We start from the raw sequence: 22,461 nt of genomic DNA on the forward strand, positions 1-22,461 counted from the left end.
TTTAGCGCGAAATCAGGAAGATCGCATGTTCGGCGCGCCAGCTGGCGGCGGCGTCGCTTGCCGGCCTGTCGCCCGACAGGTGCCAGACGCGCTCGACCTTGATGCCCTTCGCGCGGACGAGGTCGCGAAAATCGCTGACCGTGACATGGTGGATGTTCGGCGTTTCGTACCAGGCGACGGGCAGAAGCCGCGTCACCGGCATCCGCCCGTTCCACAGCAAGGCAAGCCGGACGCGCCAATGCGCGAAATTGGGGAAGCTGACGAAGGCGCGCGGCGCGATGCGCAGCAGTTCGTCGACCACCCGGTCGGGGCGCTCGGTCGTCTGCAGCGTTTGCGAGAGGATCGCATAGTCGAAAGCGTCGTCGGGATAGTCGGCAAGGTCGCGGTTGGCGTCGCCCTGTACGACCGACTGGCCGCGCGCGATCGCGGCGGTGACATTGTCGGGATCGATTTCGAGCCCGCGCGTATCGACCCCCTTGCTCTGGAGCGCCGCCATCAATTCGCCGTCGCCGCAGCCGACGTCGAGCACGCGCGACGCCCGGGGAACGGCATCGGCAATGATCGCCAGATCGGGGCGCAGTTTCATCGTCCGGCCTGCCTGTAGACGTTGGGGAAGTGCCTTTGCATGAACGGCTTGGCGTCGTCGATCGGAGTCCAGCCGAGTGCGGCATAGAGCCCGTGGGCATCGCTGGTCGCGAGCATCCACCGCCGCAGCCCTTGCAGGTCGGGATGATCGTGCAGCGCCGTCACCATGCGCGCAGCGAGGCCGTGTCCGCGATGCGCCGCGAGGACATAGACGTCGGCCAGATAGGCAAAGGTCGCGCGATCGGTGACGACGCGGGCAAAGCCGACCTGCTCGCCGCCCGGCGCGAAGATACCGACGCACAGCGACCCCGCGAGGGCGCGTTCGACGGTCGCGGGCGAAATATTCTCGGCCCAATAGCTCTGCGTCAGAAAGGCGTGGATCGCGCCCACCTGCATGTCGGACGGGTCGAAGGACAGGCGATAGATTTCACTCATGCCAGACCTGTCAGCAGGGATCCTGCGACAAGACGGTCGAGCGCCGGGACGTCGAGGAGAAAGCTGTCGTGGCCGAAGGGTGCCGACAGCTCGACGAAGCTCGCCGCGGCGCCGACGCTTTGCAGCGCCTGCACGACGCGGCGCGATTCGGAGGTCGGATAGAGCCAGTCGGTGTCGAAGCTGACGAGCGTGAAGCGCACGTCTTTTGCGGCGGCGAAGGCACCCGCAAGCCGCCCGTCGTGCGGGTCGGCGAGATCGAAATAGTCCATCGCGCGCGTGATATAGAGATAGGCGTTGGCATCGAAGCGGTCGGTGAAGGCCAGCCCCTGGTGCCTGAGGTACGATTCGACCTGGAAATCGGCATCGAAGCCGAAGCTCTTGATGTCGCGCGCCTGCAGGCGGCGGCCGAACTTCTCGGTCAGTCCCTCTTCGGACAGATAGGTGATATGCGCCGCCATGCGCGCGACCGCGAGACCCTTGGTCGGCGCGCGCGCGCTGCCGTAATATTGGCCGTCCTGCCAGTCGGGATCGGCCATGATCGCCTGCCGGCCGACCTCGTGGAACGCGATATTCTGCGCCGAATGGCGCGCCGCGCTGGCGATGACGAGCGCCGAGGCGAGGCGTTCGGGATAAGTTGCGGCCCAGGCGAGCGTCTGCATGCCGCCCATCGACCCGCCAACGACGGCATGAAGCCGCGAAATGCCGAGATGGTCGAGCAGCATCGCCTGCGCACGCACCATGTCGGTGATCGTGATGACGGGGAACGCCATGCCGAGCGGGGCGCCGGTCGCCGCATCGGGCGAGGCGGGGCCGCTCGTCCCCATGCAGCTGCCGAGCACATTGGCGCAGATGACGTGGAACCGGTCGGTGTCGATCGGCTTGCCCGGCCCGACCATGCGCGCCCACCAGCCGGGTTTGCCCGTCGCCGGATGGTCGCTCGCGACATATTGGTCGCCGGTGAGTGCGTGGCAGATCAGCACCGCATTCGACTTGTCGGCGTTCAGCGCGCCATAGCTTTGATAGGCGATCGTCACCGAGCCCAGCACCTGTCCGCTGTCGAGCGGCAGCGGCGCCGCGATCGTCACGCTATGATGCTGGATATCGTGGAGCAGGCTCGCCATGGTTCGCGCGGGGCTAAGCGGGCGCACGCACCCTGTCAACGTACTGGACTCGCGCAGCATAGCCGTTAAACGGCGCGGCATGACCGACGCGCCCCAAAGCCTTCAGCCCAAGCCGTGGATCAGCGGCATTGCCCCTTATGTTCCCGGCAAGTCGGCGGGCGCCGACGGCCGTCCGCTGATCAAGCTCTCTGCGAACGAGAATCCGCTCGGCACCGGGGAAAAGGCGCGCGCGGCCTTCGCAGCGGCGCAGGCGGCGCCCGATGCGCTGTCGCGCTATCCCGATCCGGGCTCGGCCGTGCTGCGTGAGACGATCGCGGCGAAGTTCGGACTCGATCCGGCGCGGATCATCTGCGGCAACGGATCCGACGAATTGCTCCACCTCGCGGCGGGCACTTATGCCGGCGTCGGCGACGAGATATTATACGTCCGCTACGGTTTCGCGGTCTATGAAATCGCGGCGCGCCGCGTTGGCGCGGTGCCGGTCGAGGCCGACGACAGGGATTATGCGACCGACGTCGACGCGCTGCTCGCCGCGGTCACCGACAAGACCCGCGTCGTCTATCTCGCCAATCCGAACAATCCCACGGGCACGCTCGCGACGCGCGACGAGGTCGCGCGGCTCTATGCCGGACTGCCGAAGAATGTGCTGTTCGTGATCGATCAGGCCTATTCGGAATATCTGTCCGACGCCGAGGATGACGGCGGGCTCGAGCTTGCGAAGACGCAGCCCAATGTGTTCGTCACGCGCACCTTCTCGAAGATCCACGGGCTCGCCGCCGAGCGCATCGGCTGGGGCTATGCGGCCGCCGAGGTGATTTCGGCGCTGCACCGCATCCGCCTGCCATTCAACGTCACGCGCGCGGGGCAGGCGGCGGCGGTCGCGGCGCTCGGCGACGAGGAATTCGTCGCGCACAGCCGCGAACATAATGCCGAATGGCGCGCCTGGCTGGCGGGCGAACTCGAGAGCCTCGGCAACCATGGCATTCGCGTCGTGCCGTCGGCGTGCAATTTCCTCCTCGTGCTGTTCGAAGGCGATGTGAGCGCCGAGACCGTCTATAACCGGCTGATGGACGCGGGCTATATCGTCCGCTGGCTGCCGGGGCAGGGGCTGCCGAATGCGCTGCGCATGACGATCGGCACCGAAGACGAGACGCGCGGGCTCGCGGCGGCGATCCGCGCCGCGCTGAACGGCTGATGACGATCGATCGCGTCGCCATCGTCGGGCTGGGCCTGATCGGCTCATCGATCGCGCGCGCGATCAAGGAGCGGTTGCCGCAGGTGGCGGTGACCGGCCATGACGCCAGCGCCGAGGTGCGCGAGATTGCGCGCGAACTCGGCCTTTGCGATACGATTGCCGATGACCCGATCGCCGCGGTGGCCGACGCCGACCTCGTGATTCTGGCGGTGCCGGTGGGCCGGATGGCCGATGCGGCGGTTGCGATCGCGCCGGGCCTGAAGGCCGATGCGATCATTTCCGACGTCGGCTCGTCAAAGGCGGGGGTTGCCGAGGCGCTGGCGAAGGCGCTGCCGGGTCATGCCGTCATCCCGGCGCATCCGGTCGCGGGGACCGAGAATAGCGGTCCGGCAGCGGGTTTTTCGTCCTTGTTCGATGGCCGCTGGTGCATCGTCACGCCGGGTGCGGGTGCGTCCGAAGACGCCGTGACGGCAGTGACGTCCTTCTGGCAGGCATTGGGCGCCAAGGTCGATATCATGGACGCCGCGCATCACGACATGGTGCTCGCGGTAACCAGCCATCTGCCGCACCTCATCGCTTATACGATCGTCGGCACGGCGAGCGAACTCGAAGAGGTCACCGAGAGCGAAGTGATCAAATATTCGGCGGGCGGCTTTCGTGATTTTACGCGCATCGCGGCGAGCGACCCGGTGATGTGGCGCGATGTCTTCCTCGCCAACAAGGATGCCGTTCTCGCGACCTTGCAGCGCTTCAACGAGGATCTGACGGTGCTCCAGCAGGCGATCCGCCGCGGCGATGCCGACAAGCTCGAGGAGTGGTTTACGCGCACGCGCGCGATCCGGCGCTCGATCATCGAACAGGGGCAGGACGATGCGGCGCCCGATTTCGGGCGGAAGCACTAGGAAATACAAGTCGCCCCCGCGAAGGCGGGGGCCGCTATCGATGTAGCGCAAGGTTGCCAGCGGCCCCCGCCTTCGCGGGGGCGACGGTCAAGTTTCCAGTAACGCCTCAGGCGGGTTCAGCGCATTGATCGCCACGCGCACGCGGGCTTCGGCGTCTTCGCGCGGCAGGCCGGCGGGGATCGTTTCGCCGATCTTGTAGGTGATCGTCCCCGGCCATTTGACCCAGCGGCGCGGCGGGAAAGCCAGCCCGCTGTTCACCGCGACGGGGATCACATCAACCCCGAGCAGGCGGTACATGCCGGCAAAACCGGGGCGGAGCGGCGGCGCTGCGCCGTGCGGGACGCGTGTTCCCTCGGCGAACAGCACGAGCGGGCGCCCTGCTGCGAGCGCGGCCTTCGCCGCACCGAGCATCGCGCGCATCGCCTTGCCGCCGCCGTCGCGGTCGACCGGGATCAAGCCGTAAAAGCGTGCCGCCTGCCCCCACACGGGGATCGAGAATAATTCTTCTTTCGCGAACACCGCGGGATGCTTGAACAGCATCGGTTGCTCGACCGTTTCGAACGCCGATTCATGCTTGAAGACATAGAGGACGGGGATGTCGGGCATCTCGCCCTCGACGACGATCGTCTGGCCGAGCAGGAAGCGGCAGAAGAGCCGGTGCGACTGCGCCCAGATGCGCACGAAAAAGATCGTGCCACGGTGCGAGATCGGCAGCGCGATCACCCCGCCGATCGAGCTGATGCTGCTCATCACGAAAAAGGCGATCCAGAACAGGATCGAACGGAACAGGGCGATGGCGTATCTCACAGGCCGAGCAGCCCGCCCGCCAGTCCGGCCAGATATTTGTGATATTCGCGAAACAGCGTCGCGAAATTGGGCTGGCTGCGTACCGCATCGGGCAGGATCGTCACCTTGTCGCCGACCGCGCGGCCGATTTCATATTCGGCGCGGCGCATATGCCAGTCGGTGGTGATCAGCCGGATGCTCTTATATTTGCGGCGCTCTACCCAGGTCGCGACCTCGGTCGCGTTCGATCGGGTATCCTCGGCCTCGAACCCCAGCGCGATGCAGCAGTCGAACAGGCTGACCGGGCGCTTATATTCGGCGGCGAGTTCGCGCGGCTTCACCTCGCGCGCGACGCCGCTGATCAGCAGGCGCTTGGCATCGCCCGCCTCGAGCCGTTCGAGCGCGCGGTCGATGCGTCCCGGGCCGCCCGTGAGCACGACGATCGCGTCGGTCTTTTGTGCGTCGGCGGGCAGCGGCAGCAGCAGCGCGAACCATGCGAAGCCGAGCACCCAGGCAAGGAACAACAGGGAAATCAGGCGCTTGATCATAGAATCTTCTTGAGCGCCGCGAGCAGGGTCTGGCGCGCGGTCAGGGCTGCGAGCGCGATAGCCAATAGCGGCAGCGCCAGCAAGAGCGCCCAGCCGGCGGGGCCAAGCGACGCGGTCGCCGCAAGCCCCGCTGTGACCCCCGACCATTGCAAGCCGATCAAGAGCAGGATCGCGGCGGCGACGACGGTGCCGAGCGCGATGCCGTAAGCGGTGTCGATCGCGATGCGGCGCTGGAACAGCCGCGTAATCTGGCGGTCGGTCGCGCCGATCATATGAAGCATCTCGATCGTCGGGAAATGCGTCGCGAGTGCGGCGCGCGCGGTCATGATCACCACCGCGGCACTGGCGAGCGTCATCAGCACCACCATGCCGCCGGCGATCCATGCGAGCGAGCGGATCAGCCGCGCGACCGGCCCCAGCCATTCGGCGTGCGGGATGATCCGTGCGCCGGGCGCCTCGCGTGCGACCAATGCTTCCAGCTGGCGCATGGGACCGGTGCGGTCCTCGCCGACAAAGTCGATGTCGACCAACGCCGGAAGAGGGAGCGATTTCAGCACCGGGTCGTCGCCCTCGGCGGCGCCGAACCATTGGCCGAGCGTCGCCTGCAATTCTTCGGGCTCGACCGAGCGCGCCGAGAGGACGAAGGGCTGCGCGGCGGCCGCCCGGCGGAGCGCGGCGGCCTGCTCGGCGCGCGTCACCGGGTTCGCGGTGACGATCTGGACCGTCACGCGCCCGGCGATCGCGGCGCCGATGGCGTTCGCCGAACGCGCAAGCCCGACCCCGGCGGCGGCGGCGAGCAAAGTCAGCATCATCAGGATCGCGATCACCCACGGCGTCGGGCCCGACAGGCGGCGGTCGGGGAGCAGGCGGCGATGCTGGACGGGAACGCGCGGGATGATCATCGGCCCACCATCATGCCCTGTTTGCCGGCGGATAGCGCAGCGCGCCGGTGGGGTCGGACAGGCGCCCTTTTTCGAGCCGCATCATCTGCGCATTCTCGATGCGGCTGATCAGATGGATGTCGTGCGTCGCGACGACGACCGTGGTGCCGAGGCGGTTCAGTGCCTCGAACAATCCCAGCAAGCGCATCGCCATTTCGGGATCGACGTTACCCGTCGGTTCGTCGGCGACGAGCAGCTGCGGCCGCGCGATGACGGCGCGGGCGATCGCGACGCGCTGTTGCTCGCCGCCCGACAGCGTTGCGGGGCGGGCATCGGCGCGGTCGCCGAGCCCGATCCAGCTCAGCATTTCGCCGACCGGACCCGACAGATCCTCCTCGCTGACCCCCGCGATACGCAGCGGCAGCGCGATATTGTCGCGCGCCGAAAGGTGCGGGATCAGCCGGAAGTCCTGGAACACGACGCCGATCCGGCGGCGAAAGCCCGGCAGGCGGTGGCGCGGCATCGCGACCAGATCCTCGCCGAACAGGCGGACGATCCCGCGGCTCGGCCGCTGCGCAAGATAGAGCATCTTGAGCAGCGAGGTCTTGCCCGCGCCCGATGCGCCGGTGAGAAAATAGAAGCTGCCGGGCTGGAGGTTAAAGCTGATGTCGCTCAAAACTTCGGCATCGGGGCCATAGCGCAGGCCGACGCCGTCGAATTCGACCATCGCGCCGCCGGGCCGCGCCGGAGAGACGTCGGTCATAGCATCGCCCGCGCGCGACGGCGCGCCAGCGTCGGGTCAAGGAACAGGGGCGCTGGTCCGCTCATCAGCCAGCATCTCGCACGGCTATCCACAGAGGACAAGACGGGAGTGGAACGCGACACTTGCAACGCCGCGAATCAGCGTGTTTAGAGGGAGGCGATGATCCTTGCCTGCCCGTCCTGTCATACGCGCTATGTCGTTCCCGATACGGCGATCGGACCCACGGGTCGTACCGTGCGCTGCGCCAATTGCCGCCATAGCTGGTTCCAGGAACCTGCCGCGACGCCGGTAGGGGCTATCGCGGCGCCCGCTCCGATCGCGCCCGAACCCGCGCCGGCAGCGGCTCCCGAAACGGCGCCGCGACCGGCCGCGACCTATTCCGATTTTCCCGAACCCGATCCCGCACCCGCGCGGGCTCCGCCGAGCTTTACGGCCGAGCCGGCCCCGCGTCCCGCACCCGTGATCGATGATGCGCCCCTGCCGTTCCGCCGTCCGCGGCGGAACCCCGCGAAGCGCTGGACGATCATCGCCGCGAGCGCGGCGGCGCTGATGCTCGCTGCAACCGCGGGACTCATGTATTTCGGTTTGCCGGGCTGGGCGCAGGGCCTCGGCCTGCCGGGCGGGGTCGACGAGCCAGACCTCGTCATCGAACTGCCGCCGAACCAGGATCATCGCGAGCTCGCCGACGGGACGATCTATTTCGCCGCATCGGGGGTGATCATCAACCCGACCGACCGCGAACAGCGCGTGCCGCCGATCCTCGCCGAACTGCGCGATGCGCAGGGGACGATCGTTTATAGCTGGACGATCAAGCCGCCGGTGCGGATGCTGCCGCCGAATGAAAAGGTCAATTTCAGCGAAGCGAAGCTCGATATTCCGCGCCGCGCGACGCAGCTGACGGTGAGCTGGGCACTGCCAAAAGGCTGAAATTTGAAATCGTTACGGTGACGTCGCGGCGTCACAGGCTGAGCGCGGCGGCGAGCGAGAGCAGGAAGCTGGTCAGCGTGGCGACGATGATCGGCGCGAAACTGCGCCATCCCTGATCGAGCAACAGGTGCAGCCGCGCCTTCATCGCGGTGGCGACGATCGCGAGCAGCAGCAACGCCTGTGCGCCCGTCGCGGCCGCATCCTGCGCTTGCTTCGGGATCGCGATCAGTGAATTGAGCGCCGCTACGCCAAGGAAACCGAGAATGAACCACGGCAGGCGTAGCGGAATGCGCTTCTTGTCGCCCGCTTCGCCGCTGCGGCCGAGCCAGAGCGCGACGAGCATCAGCATCGGCGCGAGCAGCGCGACGCGCGTCAGCTTGACGATCGTCGCGACCTCGCCTGCCGGCTGCGAGAAGGAAAAGCCGCCGCCGATCGCCTGCGCGACGTCATGGATCGACGCGCCGATCAGGAATCCCGCCTGCGCGTCGGTCAGGCCGAGCTCGGCCGCGAGCACCGGATAAAGCGTCATCGCGAGCGCGCTGGCAACGGTGATCCCGACGAGGGTCAGGGTGAAACGCGCCTGATCGACGCGCTTGTCGCCGATCAGCGAATAGAGCGCGAGCGCCGCCGACGCGCCGCAGATCGCGGTCGCGCCGCCCGCGAGCAGCGCGGCGTGCCGGTCCTGCGCGAACAGTCGCGCGCTCGCCACGGTGACGACGATGACCGCGAGCATGATCAGGACAAGCAGCGCGAAGGGCAACGGCCCAAGCTCGGCGAGCTGTTCGGCGGTGATCCGCGCACCGACGAGCACGATGCCGACGCGCAGCGCGGTCTGCGACATCAGATCGAGCCCGGCGTGAGTGCGCTTGTCCTGCGACAGGAAGGAGAGGGCGAGGCCGATCAGCAGCCCCATCAGCACGATCGGCGCGGCATAATGGTCGGCGAGCCACGCCGCGGCGAGCGCGGCGATGGCGGTGACGAGGATACCGGGCAGATAGTCGCGCCAGCGGCGCCGCGCGGGCGGATGCGCCTCGAGCTGCATCTCGCCATAAAGATCGGCGGCCATCGGCCAGCTTTGTTCGGATGGCGTCACGCGATGTCCCCGATGTCCATGGCGCCGCTTTGCACATCGCTGCGCCGCGGTCGATAGGCCATTGCTGGCAAGGCGCGGGCTTGCTAGAGGCCGCGCTCTATCAGCACCCGTAGCTCAGCTGGATAGAGCGCTGCCCTCCGAAGGCAGAGGCCAGGGGTTCGAATCCCTTCGGGTGCGCCATTTCCTTTATACTTCAAATATTTGACTAGATTCCGGCGATTTGCGCGGGAGCGTGGATCTTGCCGCATAAGCATCTCGTTTCGTGAGGCAATGCCATTACGCGTCATATTCGTCCCGCCGCGGTCCGAATCATGTTCGGGCATGGCACTTTGGGCCCGATGTCGGCCGTTCAGATTATTGAAGATTCGCCCTCAAAGCGGACGTTAGGCACCACAGGTCCTCAAGATATGACGGTGCATCAGGCCGCCTGCAGATTTGCCTCCTTGGTCGCGTTTACCGGATCGATCGCAATTGCGGGAGAAGCCGTACCGAACCTGCGCTCCACGCGAATGCCCATCGATTGCAGAAGGCCTGTGGATAACTCGCCGCCCGCGCAGACTATGACATCGTCGTTCGGCAGGTCGAACAATTCGGCGTGGTGCCGAAGGGAGATGGCGCCATGCCGCACCTCCTCGACAGACGATTGGAGGTATAGCGTGACCAGGCCCTCCGCCGCCGCCGCGGCGATCGCATCGCGATTCTGCCTTCGCGTCCGGTTAAAGGCATCTCGCCGATAGGAAAGGGTGACCTGGGTGCCCGGCTGATCCGCCAGCGCGACAGCGGCCTCGATCGCGCTGTCGCCGCCGCCGACGACCAGCACGCGCCGGCCGGCATATTGCGCCGGGTCGGTCAGGCGATAGACGACGTTGCTCCGCTCCTCGCCCGGCACGCCCAGCTTGCGCGGGGTTCCGCGCCGGCCGATTGCCAGCAGCACCCGCCGGGCGCGATACACGCCGTTCGCTGTTCTGACTGTAAAGCCCCGGTTGCCGGGCGTGACATCCACCACTTTTTCGTTGCAGCGGATATGCAGCCCGGTCCGCTCGATGACATCCTGCCATATTCCCAGCAACGCTTCCTTGCGGATTTCACGGAAGCGGAGTTCGCCGAAGAGCGGCAGTTTTACCGGTGCGGTCATGATCAGCTTGTTGCGCGGGAAATGCGCTACGGTTCCGCCCAGACTATCTTGCTCGACCGTTTCGAAGCGCAGGCCGAGTTCCATCGCCCGCAGGCTGGCGGCAATACCCGCCGGACCCGCGCCGACGACCATCAGGTCGAGCATGTCGTGCGCATCATCGCCTTCGTTCGCGGCGGCGATCGCGTCGACAGCCTCGGTCCCCTGCTTCACGGCGTTGCGGATCAGCCCCATGCCGCCGATTTCACCGGCGAGATAGATGCCGGGGACATTGGTTTCGAAATCGGGACTGACGAACGGAATGTCGATGCCGCGCGTGGCCGTGCCGAAGACCAGCGACAGCGCGTCGGCTGGGCATGCCTGCTGGCAGGCGCCGTGCCCGATGCAGCGGGTGGGGTCGATGAGCGTGGCTTTCCCCTCCAAGAGGCCGAGCACGTCGCCTTCGGGGCACGCCAGCACACATGCCGAGCAGCCGATGCATTTGGCGGTGTCGATGACGGGGTGGAGCGAATTGGGCTCGGTCAGCCCCGCGTCGCGCGCATCTTCCAATATGGTGTGACTTTTGCGCTCGATCGCGCGGTGCCGCGCCCAATAGCTCAGCCAGATGGGCAATGCCGGGAGCGCGTAGGCGAGCGCCGCCGTGTCAAACGGCAGTTTTGGTAACGCCGCGAGGGCGTCGGCGAAAACCGCCGGGTCAAAGGGCATTGCGACTCCATCATATGTCTGCGGATTTTTCCGCTATTTTCCCCTCTGGAAGCCCTCCGCGGCCCTAAGAGCCGTCCTTGTCACAAGAGGAAAGACCCCCTGCGCCCGGCGGTGCGGCATTCGCGTCGATGGGAGGTTCGAACCGCGTCTTCGTTCGGCGCTCTGGGCGGCGAGCGACATGGATCTTTGGTCAAAACCGCGTTCAGTTCTCTTGAAATCAATGTGCAAAATCTGAAAGGAGTAGGCCAAATTATATAGATAGACTAATAATTTGTCATGCCGAAGAGGGAGGTCTAGCCTAGTAAACATGCCCTAGAGGGTGGACCAAAATGGAGTCGGAACAGCTCACTCTCGTAGCCAGAGAGGCGTCGGCACCCCAAAGGAAAGCAATTGTTTCTTTTGAAACAGTTTTTTCCTTCCTTATTTTATTGTTCATACCTGCCGCCATCCTGTGGGGCTGGTGGCATCGCGCGGAATTGCCAACGCCCGAGGATGGCCTTGGTTATGCGCTCGGGATCATCGGCGTGACGATGATGGCCATTCTCATGATCTATCCGCTCCGCAAAAGGCTGACCGGAGCAACATGGATGGGGTCGGTCGGCACCTGGTTTCGCATCCACATGCTGCTTGGCCTGCTCGGGCCGCTGGTCATTCTTTACCATGCGCGCTTTACCTGGGCGGCGACGAACAGCGGTGTCGCCCTGCTTGCCTTGCTGGTGGTCGTCGCGAGCGGGCTTTTCGGGCGCTTTCTATATGTCCATATCCATCGCGGATATTCGCAGCGAAAGCTGGAGGTTCGGGATTTTCTCGACGAACTTGGCGAATCGCGGCTCCTGCTCGACGCCGATGGCGACGCCGGTCACCTCATCGTCGGCTATCTTCGCGAGCTTGAGCGGCACGCCCTCGAAAAGCGGTCCAATCTGTTTCATGGCGCGTTCGCGGTCTTTTCGATCACGGCCCGGACATGGCTGTTCGCCTGGCGGCTCCGAGGTGTCGTGCGTGCCGAACTGGCACGGGAGGCTTCGCTTCCGGGCCGGCGGGCAACCGACAGCGAGGCGTTGATCGACCATCTGACGCGCTATCTGCAGTCGATCCGCGACGTCGGCGGGTTCGCCTTCTACGACCGCCTGTTCCGGGCCTGGCATTATCTGCACGTGCCGCTGTTCCTGTTCCTCGCGATGACCGTGGCGCTGCACGTCCTCGCCGTCCATATGTACTGATGTCGCGGACCTCGGTCCTTGTCGGCGCGCTCGTGCTGCTGGCGATGATCGGGGGACTGTTCGCGTTGCGCCCGACGCTGGAGCGACTGGTCAGCCCCGGCCCGCTGCGCCCCGCGCATGCGAAGATCGAGGCGCGCTGCGGAGCCTGCCATTATTCCTTCACCCCGTCGGCCGAGAATGGCAAGTGCAAGGCATGCCATGCCGACGTCGCCAACGACGTCCGCCTGCGCACCGGCTTTCACGGTCGCACGCCATCGGCCGCGAAACAGCAATGCCGTGCCTGCCATCTCGAGCATCAGGGCGCGGTCCAATTCGCCGCGAACCTCAAGGGCACCGGCTTCGACCATGGCAAAACCGATTTTCCGATCCACGGCAAGCATCGCGGCGTCGCCTGCGCGAACTGCCACAAGTCCGGAATGAAGTTTCGCGCCGCGCCCGCTGCCTGCGTTGCCTGCCATGTCAAAGAGGATGTTCATAGCGGCCGCTTCGGCAAGAATTGCGCCCGCTGCCACAGCGAAAGCGGCTGGAAGATCATCCATAAGTTCGATCACGCGGCGACCGGCTTTCAATTGGTCGGCGCGCATCAGACGGCCGCATGCGCCGATTGCCATGTCGGCAATCGCTTCGCCGGGACGCCGAAACAGTGCGTCGCCTGCCACCTGGCGGACGATGTCCACAAGGGGCGCAACGGAACCGACTGTGCAAGCTGCCATTCGCAGCTGAGCTGGAAGGGCGCCCTGTTCGACCATGAACGGACGCGTTTTCCGCTCGTCGGCCAGCATCGCACGGTTACCTGCACCGCCTGTCACGGCGCCCAGAACGATCGGCTGCGTCCACCGATGCAGTGCGCCGCCTGTCACCGCAAGGACGATGTCCATAAGGGCGTCAATGGCAGCAACTGCGCGACCTGCCATTCGCCCGCCAGCTGGAAAGGCGCGTTTTTCGATCACAACAAGGCGACGCGTTTTCCGCTGCTCGGGGCGCACAAGCGGGTGCGCTGCGCCACCTGCCACGTCAAACCTGTGCACAGCTTCAAACCATCGCGCGAATGCGCCGGGTGCCATGTCCGCCAGGATCCCCATCAGGGCAAGCTCGGCCGAAATTGCGCGGCGTGCCACACGCAGGACCGCTGGCGGCCGGCGCCGGGCTTTCATCATGCCGCAACGCGCTTTCCGCTGACCGGCGCCCACAGCCGCGTCGCGTGCGCCGATTGTCACCGGAATACGCAATTCCGCGCCGCAGGTGTCACATGCGCCAGTTGCCACGCCGACATTGCGCACAAGGGCCGGTTCGGCACGCCAGCGAGGTGCGAGACATGCCACACGACCGCGCGCTGGACCGGCGCGCGGTTCAACCATGATCGCACGGGTTTTTCGCTGACCGGCCGCCATGCCCGGCTCGCCTGCAACAGCTGCCACACCAGGCCCGCGACGACCGCGCGGCTGCCGGTGGGCTGTTACGGCTGCCACAAGGCTGACGATCATCACGAAGGCCGCTTCGGCACGAAATGCGAAACCTGCCATGTCGGGGGCGACAGCTTCAAGACGGTGCGCGTCCCCGCGAACGCGCGCCGCCATCCGGATTTCGACGGGAGGCACCTGCGATGATCAAAGCCTGGATCGCCCTGCTGGGCTGCTTCCTTGTCGCCGCGCTGGCCGCGGCGGCGACGTCCGATCCGCCGCCGATCAAGGTCATCGACCGCTATGATCATATCTCGACGGGGTTCGTGCTCGACGGGCGGCATGCCGAAATCGGCTGCGACACCTGCCACGCCAAGGCGGTGTTCCGCGGCACGCCGCGCACCTGCGCCGCCTGTCACAACAATGTCCGCGCCGAGGGCAAGACGTTCCGCCACATCCCCACGACCGATGCGTGCGTGTCGTGCCATACCACCAAGGACTGGCTGACCGCGCGCTTCGACCACAGCGGCGTCGTGAGCAACTGCGTCAGCTGCCACAATAATTTCCAGGCGCCCGGCAAGACCGTCAATCACCCGCCGACCGGCAATCAATGCCAGGATTGCCACCGGGCGATCCATTGGAACCAGTTGTTGCCGGGAGCGGCATCATGAGCGCGCATGCCGCCTTCGAAGCCTTGCTCAAGATCGCACTCGCGCTGTTGCTGCTGTTTTGGGCGGGCAATGCCGGGGCACAGCGCGGCGGCGACAAGGTGTTGGCCGACGCGAGCGCTGCGGGCACCATCGACTGCCCGACCGTGACGATCCATTTCACAGGCCCGATCCGTTACAGCGGCGCGGCCCCGACCGACCAGGGAATGGACGTGCGGCTGCGGGTCGAGATGGTGCAGCCCGGCGTTCGGCCTAACCGCGATTTCCTGCCCGTGCCGGGCGGTACGCCGCTGGTCCGCTCTATTGTCTACGAGGCCGACGCCGTCGGCGGACCGGTGCTCGCGATCACTTTTCGCACGCTCACCCGCTTCGAAATCGCCCTGGGACATGACTCGCAAAGCTTGGTGCTGTCGCTGCGCAACATCGCCCTTCAAGACGGCTGCCCGGTCGAACCGGCGGCGGACGGCGCCGTTGCGCCGCTGGACGGCGACGAATTGCGCCGTCTCCAGACCGTGGCCGAGGAAGCCGTGGCGGCGGGCCAACATGAAACCGCCAGCGACGCGCTCGACCGCATCCTTGGCCAACGCGACACCGATTATGCCCCGCGCGCGCTGGAGCTCAGCGGCATGATCCACGAGCGACGCGGCGAACGCGGGCCGGCGCGGCTGCGCTATGAGGAATATCTGCGGCGTTTTCCGGGCTCGCCGGGCGCCGACCGGGTCGGGCAGCGGCTGGCGGCGCTGGGCCGGGGTGGCGGGGGCGAGCCCGCACGGCCGAGCGTGGACGGGCGCGAATGGCGCACCACCTTCTCGGGCGGTCTTTCGCAATTTTATTCGCGCGACACCAGCCGCAATGTTTTCGTCGATGCGCGCCGGCGCGATCCGATCGACGAGATCGACCGGCGCGTCAATATCGACCAGCTGCTGACCGCGATCGACATCAACATGGCGGCGACCAACGGCGAAACGCGGTTCAGCGCGCGCGCCGCCGGCAGCTATACGCTCGATTGGCGGCCGGTCACGCTTGTCGGCTCCTCGCGCAGTTCGGGCGACGACACCCAGCGCATCGCGGCGCTGTACATCGATACCCAGCATTATCGCCTTGGCCTTTCGGCGCGGATTGGGCGGCAGTCGCTGTTCGGTTCGGGCGTGTTCGGCCGGTTCGACGGCATCCGTGCGGGATGGGAGGTCGATCCGTCGTGGACGCTCCACGCGCAGGCGGGGTGTCCGGTCTTTTCGACCCGCACCGACCGGATCGAGCGGGACCGACGTTTCTACGGTTTCACGCTGGGCTATGCGCCGCGCGACAAGCCGTTCGAGCTCAATGCCTATTGGTTCGACCAGAAAAGCGGCGGGCTGACCGACCGGCAGGCGGTGGGCCTAGAGGCGCGCTATAGCACGCCGGGCGTCGTTTTGTGGGGGCTGGTCGACTTCGACGTCGGCTTTGGCAAGCTCAGCCATGCCTTCCTGAACGCCACCGTGCCGCTGCGGGGCGGGGGCAGCGTGGGCGTGCAATTCGACCAGCAATATTATCCCCAGCTCTCGCTCACTAACAGCGTGATCGGCCAGTCAGCGCACCGCCTCGGCGAACTCAAGCAGCTGTTCACGCGCCAGACGCTGGAACAATGGGCGCGCGATCGATCGGCACGAACCCGCAGCCTGTCGGTGGTATATACCCAGCCGCTGACACCAAAATGGCAGGCCAATCTCGATCTGGTCGTGTCGCGTACGGGCAGCACCCCGGCATCGGGCGGGGTCGATGCGATCGCGGGCAGCGGCACCGAAACTTATCTGGGCGCGCAGATGACTGGAAACGGCATCGTCAGGAAAGGCGACACGCTCATTTTCGGGTTGCGTCATGCGCGGACGGCCCGTTTCAACATCATTTCGTTCGATTCGGCTGCGCGCTTTCCCGTGGGGCCGGTCAGCTTCGAGCCGCGATTCCGTTTCGCGCGGCGCACCGATCGCTTTGGCCCGGGCCGCCAAAAAGCCTATCGCCCCAGCCTGCGCGTCACTTACGTCGCGTCGACGAAGGTAGCGCTGGACGCCGAAATCGGCTTCACCTTCCTCGATCAACGATGGTCCGATGCGGCGTTCGTCGGCAAAAGCGAGGAGCGCGCGACGATCTTAAACCTTGGCTATCGTTTTTCGTTCTAGCGGCGACGAATAATGGCGAGCGATGGCAGGCGAACATAGGCTGACCGGCGTCTGCTTTTCACGACCTGCACCCAGAAGCCGACAGTCCGCTACCGGTCAATGAAGCTGATCCGCGAACGCCGGTTCACGCCAATCTGTCACGCCGCCTAGCAGTTGCCTTTAACCCCATCAGCACAGTCTGCAGCGGATTCAACGTCTTTTCCAGCTCCTTCAACTGTGTTGCAAGCAGACAGAAGCAACAGCGAGCTGCTAATTGCGAAAATTGTCAGAAGCTTTTTCATTCTCTCTCTCCGACGGCGAGGGCGAACCACCCTCCATTTGAGTTTCGATATTTTGACAACAGCTGTTCGCAACGATCGTTCCGTTGCATCGGCGTCAAGCTGGCCGAAACGTTCAAAATGATCGCTAGGCTGGGGGAGAATGAAAAGATCGGATGATATATCTACGCTTGTCCGACGTGAATATCCGGATGCCGAAACCCGGCACTTCGTCGCTTTCGCGAAAGCGGGGCGTAAGCCACAGGGCTTAATTCTGGCAGGATCTGGGTTGGCATTGGCTGAGTTGATTTTCACCTTTTCGGCTTAATATTAGTGGTTTATGTAAGAGATGCCGGCTCTGGTATTGAATGGCATAGCCTGTTAGTACCCGCTCCGAAGGCGGAGGCCGGGGGTTCGAACCCTCAGGATGCGCCAGATAGCTTCCTGCGGCCGCTGAGGCCGGGGATTTCGCGAGAGGCTCTCGGGGGGATTGGCGCCGGATGTACGACCTGCTGGCCGGCCTGTCGGTGATCGAAGCTTCGTCCTTCGTCGCCTCTCCGACCGCCGGGCTTTATTGCGCGCAAATGGGCGCCGAGGTGATCCGCGTTGATCAGATCGGCGGCGGCCCCGATTTTCGCCGCTGGCCGGTGACCGACGCCAATGATTCGCTCTATTGGGAAAATCTGAACCGCGCGAAAAAGTCGGTCGCGCTCGATCTGGCGCGGCCCGAGGGGCGCGAGCTGCTGCAGGCGCTGGTGCGCGCGACGGGGCAGTTCGTCACCAATTTTCCGGTCGGGGGCTTTCTGTCGCATGCAAAGCTGGCCGAAGGGCGCCCCGACCTCGTCACCATACGCGTGATGGGCTGGGCCGACGGGTCGCCCGCGCTCGACTATACGGTGAACAACAGCGTCGGTTATCCGATGCTGACGGGTGCCGGTCCCGAGCCGGTCAACCATGTGCTGCCCGCGTGGGATCTGCTGACGGGCGCCTATGCCGCCTTTGCGCTGCTCGCGGCGATCCAGCGCCGCACCGTGACCGGCGAGGGCGGCGAGGTGCGCCTGCCGCTCTCCGACGTCGCGATCGGCACCGTCGCCAATCTCGGCGGGGTCGCCGAAATGCTCTATTCCGGCGCGAACCGCCCGCGCCTCGGCAACGCCGTCTACGGCCTGTTCGGGCGCGATTTTGTCACGGCGGACGGCCGGCGCACGATGATTGTCGTGGTCACGCCGCGCCAATGGGCCAATCTGACCGCCGCGCTGGGTCTCGCCGAAGCGATCGCGGCGATCGAGGCGGCGCGCGGCGTGTCGTTCGCGACCGATGACGGGCTGCGTTTCACGCATCGCGATGCGCTCTATCCGCTGTTCGAGGCGGCCATAGCAAGCCGCGATCATGCCGACCTCGCCGCCGCGTTCGACGCGGGCGGCATCGTTCATTCGCCCTACCGCACGATGCACGATGCGGTGCAGGACCCGGCGCTGGTCGGCGACAATCCGATCTTCGGGCACGCCGACAATCCTAGCGGTTTCGCCTATCCCGCCGCGGGCGCCTTTGCGACATTGCCGCAGGCGGAACGCGGGCCGCCGCGCGCCGCGCCGCGCAACGGGCAGCATAGCGAGGAAATCTTGAGCGAGCGCCTGTCGCTTTCATCGGGTGAGCTTGCCCGGCTGATCGATGCCGGTATCGTCGGTATCGCCTGACCTTGGAGAAATGAAGACATGACCCTGCGCCGCGCCGCCATCGTCGCCCCGATCCGCACCGCCGTCGGCAAGTTCGGCGGCGCGCTTTCCTCGCTGACCGCGGGCGAGCTGGGCGCGGTGATCCTGAAGGCGCTGGTCGAACGGACGAAGATCGACCCGTCGCGCGTCGACGACGTCGTTTTCAGCCAAGGCTATGGCAATGGCGAGGCGCCGAGCATCGGCCACTGGTCGTGGCTCGCCGCCGGACTGCCGCTCGAAGTGCCGGGATATCAGCTCGATCGCCGCTGTGGGTCGGGGCTGCAGGCGGTCGTCAACGCCGCGATGATGGTCCAGACGGGCATGTCCGACGTCGTTGTCGCGGGCGGCGTCGAATCGATGTCGAACGTCGAACATTATTCGACCGACATTCGTAAAGGGGTTCGCGCGGGCAACCTCACGCTCCACGACCGGCTGACGCGCGGGCGGCTGATGTCGCAGCCGGTCGAGCGCTTCGGCGTCATTTCGGGCATGATCGAGACCGCCGAAAATCTGGCCAAGGATTATGATATCGGCCGTGAGGCGTGCGACGCCTATGCGGTGCGCAGCCACCAGCGCGCCGCCGCGGCATGGGCCAACGGCCTGTTCGACGACGAGCTGGTCCCGGTGTCGGTGCCGCAGAAAAAGGGCGACCCGGTCGTTTTCGCGCACGACGAGGGTTACCGCGCCGACGCGACGCTTGAGACGCTCGGCAAGCTGCGCCCGCTCGAGGGCGGCGTCGTCACCGCGGGCAATGCGAGCCAGCAGAATGACGCCGCCGCGGCATGCCTTGTCGTCGCCGAGGACAAGCTCGACGAACTCGGATTGGAACCGATCGCCTGGTATCACAGCTCGGCGGCGGCGGGCTGCGACCCCAGCCGGATGGGCATCGGGCCGGTGCCCGGGGTCGAGCGGCTGTTTGCACGCAATGGCCTTGGCTGGGGCGACATCGACCTTGTCGAGCTCAATGAGGCTTTCGCGCCTCAGGTGCTCGCGGTGCTGAAGGGCTGGGGCTGGTCGGACGACGACAGCCGGAACGAAATCCTCAACGTCAATGGATCGGGCATCTCGCTTGGCCACCCGATCGGCGCGACGGGCGGGCGCATCCTCGCGAACCTGACGCGCGAGCTGGTGCGCCGCGACGGACGCTACGGGCTCGAGACGATGTGCATCGGCGGCGGGCAAGGCATCGCCGCGATCTTCGAGCGCGCTGCCTGAGCATGGCCGATTTGCGCGAGGCGCTGACGGCGGCGCAGGTCTATCGCGCCGCGGCCGAGGCGGCGCTTGCCGAACGGTTGGCGCAGGCGCCGATCGACCGCGAGCAGCGTGCAGCGCACGGCTTTGCGTGGGTCGCGACGACGGCCGCGGCGCTGGAGGCAGTGCTGGAATGGTGCGAGTCCGGCCGGGAGACGAACCCGCTCGATACGAAAATCGCGGTGCTCGCCTTTGCCGAGGGGATCGGCCAGCTCGTCGGCGGACTGCCGATGGGGCAGAACGAGATTTTCCGTCCGGCCGATCTTGGGCTGGGTGCCGAGGCGCGCGCGCTCGCCGATAAATGTGCCGATCTGCTCGACGCCGATCATGCGGGGGCACGCGCCGATGTCGCGATGGCGCTCGCCGACGGCAACTGGCCGAGCGAGACGCTCCACGACGCCGATCTCGATTCGATCCGCGACCAGTTCCGCCGCTTCACCGATGCCGAGATCGTCCCGCACGCACACGGCTGGCATCTTGCGAACGACCTGATCCCCGATCAGACGGTGCAGGCGATGGCCGACCTCGGCACCTTCGGCGTCTGCATCCCCGAGGAGTTCGGCGGGCTCGGCCTGTCGAAGCTGGTGATGTGCATCGTCACCGAAGAATTGTCGCGCGGCTGGATCGGCGCGGGGTCGCTCGGCACGCGGTCCGAGATCGCAGGCGAGCTGATCGCGACGGGGGGCACCGACTCGCAAAAGGCCGAATGGCTGCCGCGGATCGCCAGCGGCGAGATATTGCCCACCGCGGTGTTTACCGAACCCGACGTCGGGTCGGACCTTGGGTCATTGCAGACGCGCGCGCGCCGCGACGGCGATCATTGGGTGATCGATGGTGCGAAGACCTGGATCACCCACGCCGCGCGCTCGGACCTGATGACCTTGCTCGCGCGAACGGTTCCCGATGCGAAGGGCTATGCCGGCTTGTCGATGCTGCTCGTCCCCAAGCCGCGCGGGAGCGAGGCCGAACCGTTCCCCGCCGTCGGGATGAGCGGCAGCGAGATCGAAGTGCTCGGCTATCGCGGGATGCGCGAATATGCATTGCAGTTCGACGCGATGAAAGCGCCCGCCGACGCGCTGCTCGGCGGCGAAGAGGGGCAGGGGTTCAAGCAGCTCATGCGGACCTTCGAAGGCGCGCGCATCCAGACCGCCGCGCGCGCGGTCGGGGTGGCGCGGCGCGCGCTCGAGCTCGGGCTGGATTATGCGCTCAGCCGCAAGCAGTTCGGCAAGGCGATCGTCCATTTCCCGCGCGTGTCGGACAAGCTCGCGATGAGCCTCGTCGATTTCGTCGCCGCGCGCGAGCTCAGCTATGCCGCGGCGCGCGCGAAGGACAGCGGCAAGCGCTGCGATATCGAGGCGGGCATGGCGAAGCTGCTCGCCGCGCGCGCCGCCTGGTCGAACGCCGACGCGAGTTTGCAGATCCACGGCGGTAATGGCTATGCGCTCGAATATGAGATCAGCCGCGTGCTGTGCGACGCGCGCATCCTCAACATCTTCGAGGGCGCGGCCGAAATTCAGGCGCAGGTGATCGCGCGCGGGTTGGTCGGGGGGCGCAACTAGAGCCAGAGCAGGGGCTGGCGGACCGGGAAATTGCGCACGACCTCGCCGATGGTCGGATCCGGATTGAGGCGCTGCCAGAGGTCCAGCCAATCGCTGCGCTTTTGCGCGATGCCGCCGAAGAGCAGGCTCGGCTGGCGCACCGGGAAGCCGTCCCGATATTCGACGTCGGGCGGCAGCGGCCATTTCGCCTTGTCGGCGATGAACGGCGCCATCCACGCGATCGCGCCGCCGATCGAGCGGCCGTCGGGGGTCTTCCAGCCGATCAGTTCGCCGCCGCCAAGCAGCCACGCCGACGCGGCGAGCACGTCGAGATTGAAGAGCGCATAGGCATAGGGTTTGGTGCGCGCGAGTTCGAGCGGCTGGCGGCCATCGGGCTCGATCTGCGTCGGGATGATCACGGTTTGAAGCCGGCCCCGCGCATCCTCGAGAATATCGGTGCGGCCAAGCAACGCGGCAAAGCACGCTGCCTGCAGCAGCCAGCAGGTGCCGTGGTTGTTCTTTTCGTCGCGTTCGGTGGTGCCGAAGCGCGAGGTGGTCAGCCAGTCGAGATAGGCGGCGAACCAGCGCTCGACGCCCGCGCGGATCGCCGCATAGCCCGGTGCCTCTTTGCGCGCGAACAGCGTGGCGGCGCGCGCGACCTCGACGATCTGCAGCGTATCGATCACCCCGATAGCGCGGCCGCTGTTCACGCCGATGATCGCCTGCGCGTGGTTCAGGTTCGGGTTCATCCGCGTCTTCGGATCGACGAACCACGCGTGGAGGTGGCGCATCGCGGCGCCCGCAAAACGCGTCTCGCCGGTGAGGTCCCACAGCGCCGCAAGCGCGGGCACGGTGCGGCCGAAGGCGATCAGCGCGTCGCGGTGGCCGTCGAACTTGTCGGGGTTCGAGCGGCCGTCGCGGCGCACATAGGGACCGCCGGGGCTGGCCGGGTCGGGCCACCAATAATCGCCCTCGGAATAATAGTCGTGCCGACCCGCGGGGCTGCGCGGCGCGAGGATCGCGGTGATGGTGCGCGGTTTGGCGGCGAGCAGGACTTCGGCTTGCGGCAGCAGGCGGCGGCGCTCGATTGCGCGGATGTCGAGCGCGCCGGGCCGCGGGCGCGCCCATGCTGCCGGTGCGGCGAGCAGCGCGGCAAGCAGCAGGGTACGGCGTGCGATCATCC

At 66.2% G+C, this 22,461-nt stretch carries 20 protein-coding genes and 1 tRNA gene; 11 read left to right on the top strand and 10 right to left on the bottom strand.

Annotated features, from left to right (window positions below; genetic code table 11):
* Window position 1: 1 nt before the first annotated feature.
* From metW to metX, 3 genes are read right to left on the bottom strand one after another with little or no spacing between them, the layout of a single operon-like run.
* A complete protein-coding gene (metW, locus tag ACTJI5_RS07070; protein WP_058539310.1) occupies window positions 2–586 on the bottom strand; it encodes a methionine biosynthesis protein MetW in 585 nt (194 codons plus the stop codon).
* Window positions 583–1,020, bottom strand: coding sequence for a GNAT family N-acetyltransferase (locus tag ACTJI5_RS07075; protein ID WP_440859805.1), 438 nt, complete (start codon window positions 1,018–1,020; stop codon window positions 583–585). The genes metW and ACTJI5_RS07075 overlap by 4 nt, the downstream gene beginning before the upstream one ends.
* Window positions 1,017–2,141, bottom strand: coding sequence for a homoserine O-acetyltransferase MetX (gene metX, locus ACTJI5_RS07080; protein ID WP_440859806.1), 1,125 nt, complete (start codon window positions 2,139–2,141; stop codon window positions 1,017–1,019). Before metX ends, ACTJI5_RS07075 begins: the two co-directional genes overlap by 4 nt.
* Window positions 2,142–2,220: 79 nt before the next feature.
* On the opposite strand from metX, the gene hisC reads away from it, so the two are divergent.
* A complete protein-coding gene (gene hisC, locus ACTJI5_RS07085; protein ID WP_440859807.1) occupies window positions 2,221–3,336 on the top strand; it encodes a histidinol-phosphate transaminase in 1,116 nt (371 codons plus the stop codon).
* Window positions 3,333–4,238: a prephenate/arogenate dehydrogenase family protein gene (locus ACTJI5_RS07090; protein ID WP_440859839.1), complete on the top strand. Its 906-nt coding sequence runs from the start codon at window positions 3,333–3,335 to the stop codon at window positions 4,236–4,238. The genes hisC and ACTJI5_RS07090 overlap by 4 nt, the downstream gene beginning before the upstream one ends.
* Window positions 4,239–4,325: 87 nt before the next feature.
* Here the strand turns inward: ACTJI5_RS07090 and ACTJI5_RS07095 are convergent, their stop codons facing one another.
* From ACTJI5_RS07095 to ftsE, 4 genes are read right to left on the bottom strand one after another with little or no spacing between them, the layout of a single operon-like run.
* Window positions 4,326–5,045 (bottom strand): lysophospholipid acyltransferase family protein, encoded by a 720-nt coding sequence (locus ACTJI5_RS07095; protein WP_058539315.1) that lies wholly within the window; start codon window positions 5,043–5,045, stop codon window positions 4,326–4,328.
* Window positions 5,042–5,572, bottom strand: a complete 531-nt coding sequence (locus tag ACTJI5_RS07100) for a YdcF family protein (protein ID WP_058539316.1) — start codon at window positions 5,570–5,572, stop codon at window positions 5,042–5,044. The genes ACTJI5_RS07095 and ACTJI5_RS07100 overlap by 4 nt, the downstream gene beginning before the upstream one ends.
* Window positions 5,569–6,474: a cell division protein FtsX gene (locus ACTJI5_RS07105; RefSeq protein ID WP_058539317.1), complete on the bottom strand. Its 906-nt coding sequence runs from the start codon at window positions 6,472–6,474 to the stop codon at window positions 5,569–5,571. The genes ACTJI5_RS07100 and ACTJI5_RS07105 overlap by 4 nt, the downstream gene beginning before the upstream one ends.
* A 10-nt stretch (window positions 6,475–6,484) precedes the next feature.
* Window positions 6,485–7,216: a cell division ATP-binding protein FtsE gene (ftsE, locus tag ACTJI5_RS07110; RefSeq protein WP_058539318.1), complete on the bottom strand. Its 732-nt coding sequence runs from the start codon at window positions 7,214–7,216 to the stop codon at window positions 6,485–6,487.
* 159 nt (window positions 7,217–7,375) lie between these two features.
* Here ftsE and ACTJI5_RS07115 point away from each other — a divergent pair, with 159 nt between their 5' ends.
* Window positions 7,376–8,143, top strand: a complete 768-nt coding sequence (locus tag ACTJI5_RS07115; protein WP_058539319.1) for a zinc-ribbon domain-containing protein — start codon at window positions 7,376–7,378, stop codon at window positions 8,141–8,143.
* A gap of 31 nt (window positions 8,144–8,174) precedes the next feature.
* Here the strand turns inward: ACTJI5_RS07115 and ACTJI5_RS07120 are convergent, their stop codons facing one another.
* Entirely contained in the window at window positions 8,175–9,209 is a 1,035-nt protein-coding gene (locus tag ACTJI5_RS07120; protein ID WP_405053438.1) for a YeiH family protein, read from the bottom strand.
* Window positions 9,210–9,339: 130 nt separating this feature from the next.
* Here ACTJI5_RS07120 and ACTJI5_RS07125 point away from each other — a divergent pair.
* Window positions 9,340–9,416: transfer RNA gene (locus ACTJI5_RS07125), tRNA-Arg, on the top strand.
* 238 nt (window positions 9,417–9,654) lie between these two features.
* On the opposite strand, the gene ACTJI5_RS07130 is transcribed toward ACTJI5_RS07125, so the two are convergent.
* Window positions 9,655–10,917: an NAD(P)-binding domain-containing protein gene (locus ACTJI5_RS07130; RefSeq protein WP_231732756.1), complete on the bottom strand. Its 1,263-nt coding sequence runs from the start codon at window positions 10,915–10,917 to the stop codon at window positions 9,655–9,657.
* A gap of 632 nt (window positions 10,918–11,549) precedes the next feature.
* Between ACTJI5_RS07130 and ACTJI5_RS07135 the strand changes: the two genes are divergently transcribed.
* The 7 genes from ACTJI5_RS07135 to ACTJI5_RS07165 all read left to right on the top strand — a co-directional run bounded on the left by ACTJI5_RS07135 (window position 11,550) and on the right by ACTJI5_RS07165 (window position 21,299).
* Entirely contained in the window at window positions 11,550–12,293 is a 744-nt protein-coding gene (locus tag ACTJI5_RS07135; protein ID WP_310255970.1) for a hypothetical protein, read from the top strand.
* On the top strand, window positions 12,293–13,900 hold the full coding sequence (locus tag ACTJI5_RS07140; RefSeq protein ID WP_440859808.1) for a cytochrome C: 1,608 nt from the start codon (window positions 12,293–12,295) through the stop codon (window positions 13,898–13,900). Before ACTJI5_RS07135 ends, ACTJI5_RS07140 begins: the two co-directional genes overlap by 1 nt.
* Complete coding sequence (locus ACTJI5_RS07145) at window positions 13,897–14,364, top strand: hypothetical protein (RefSeq protein ID WP_440859809.1); 468 nt, start codon at window positions 13,897–13,899, stop codon at window positions 14,362–14,364. Before ACTJI5_RS07140 ends, ACTJI5_RS07145 begins: the two co-directional genes overlap by 4 nt.
* Window positions 14,361–16,517, top strand: a complete 2,157-nt coding sequence (locus tag ACTJI5_RS07150) for a tetratricopeptide repeat protein (protein ID WP_440859810.1) — start codon at window positions 14,361–14,363, stop codon at window positions 16,515–16,517. Before ACTJI5_RS07145 ends, ACTJI5_RS07150 begins: the two co-directional genes overlap by 4 nt.
* Window positions 16,518–17,274: 757 nt before the next feature.
* Window positions 17,275–18,471 (top strand): CoA transferase, encoded by a 1,197-nt coding sequence (locus ACTJI5_RS07155; RefSeq protein ID WP_440859811.1) that lies wholly within the window; start codon window positions 17,275–17,277, stop codon window positions 18,469–18,471.
* A gap of 18 nt (window positions 18,472–18,489) precedes the next feature.
* Window positions 18,490–19,704, top strand: a complete 1,215-nt coding sequence (locus ACTJI5_RS07160; protein ID WP_440859812.1) for an acetyl-CoA C-acetyltransferase — start codon at window positions 18,490–18,492, stop codon at window positions 19,702–19,704.
* 2 nt (window positions 19,705–19,706) lie between these two features.
* Window positions 19,707–21,299 (top strand): acyl-CoA dehydrogenase family protein, encoded by a 1,593-nt coding sequence (locus tag ACTJI5_RS07165; RefSeq protein ID WP_440859813.1) that lies wholly within the window; start codon window positions 19,707–19,709, stop codon window positions 21,297–21,299.
* Here ACTJI5_RS07165 and ACTJI5_RS07170 read toward each other — a convergent pair.
* A complete protein-coding gene (locus tag ACTJI5_RS07170) occupies window positions 21,296–22,459 on the bottom strand; it encodes an alginate lyase family protein (RefSeq protein WP_440859814.1) in 1,164 nt (387 codons plus the stop codon). The genes ACTJI5_RS07165 and ACTJI5_RS07170 overlap by 4 nt on opposite strands.
* Window positions 22,460–22,461 lie beyond the last annotated feature (2 nt).

The sequence above is a fragment of the Sphingopyxis sp. 22461 genome, assembly GCF_052044915.1.
Classification (GTDB): Bacteria; Pseudomonadota; Alphaproteobacteria; order Sphingomonadales; family Sphingomonadaceae; genus Sphingopyxis.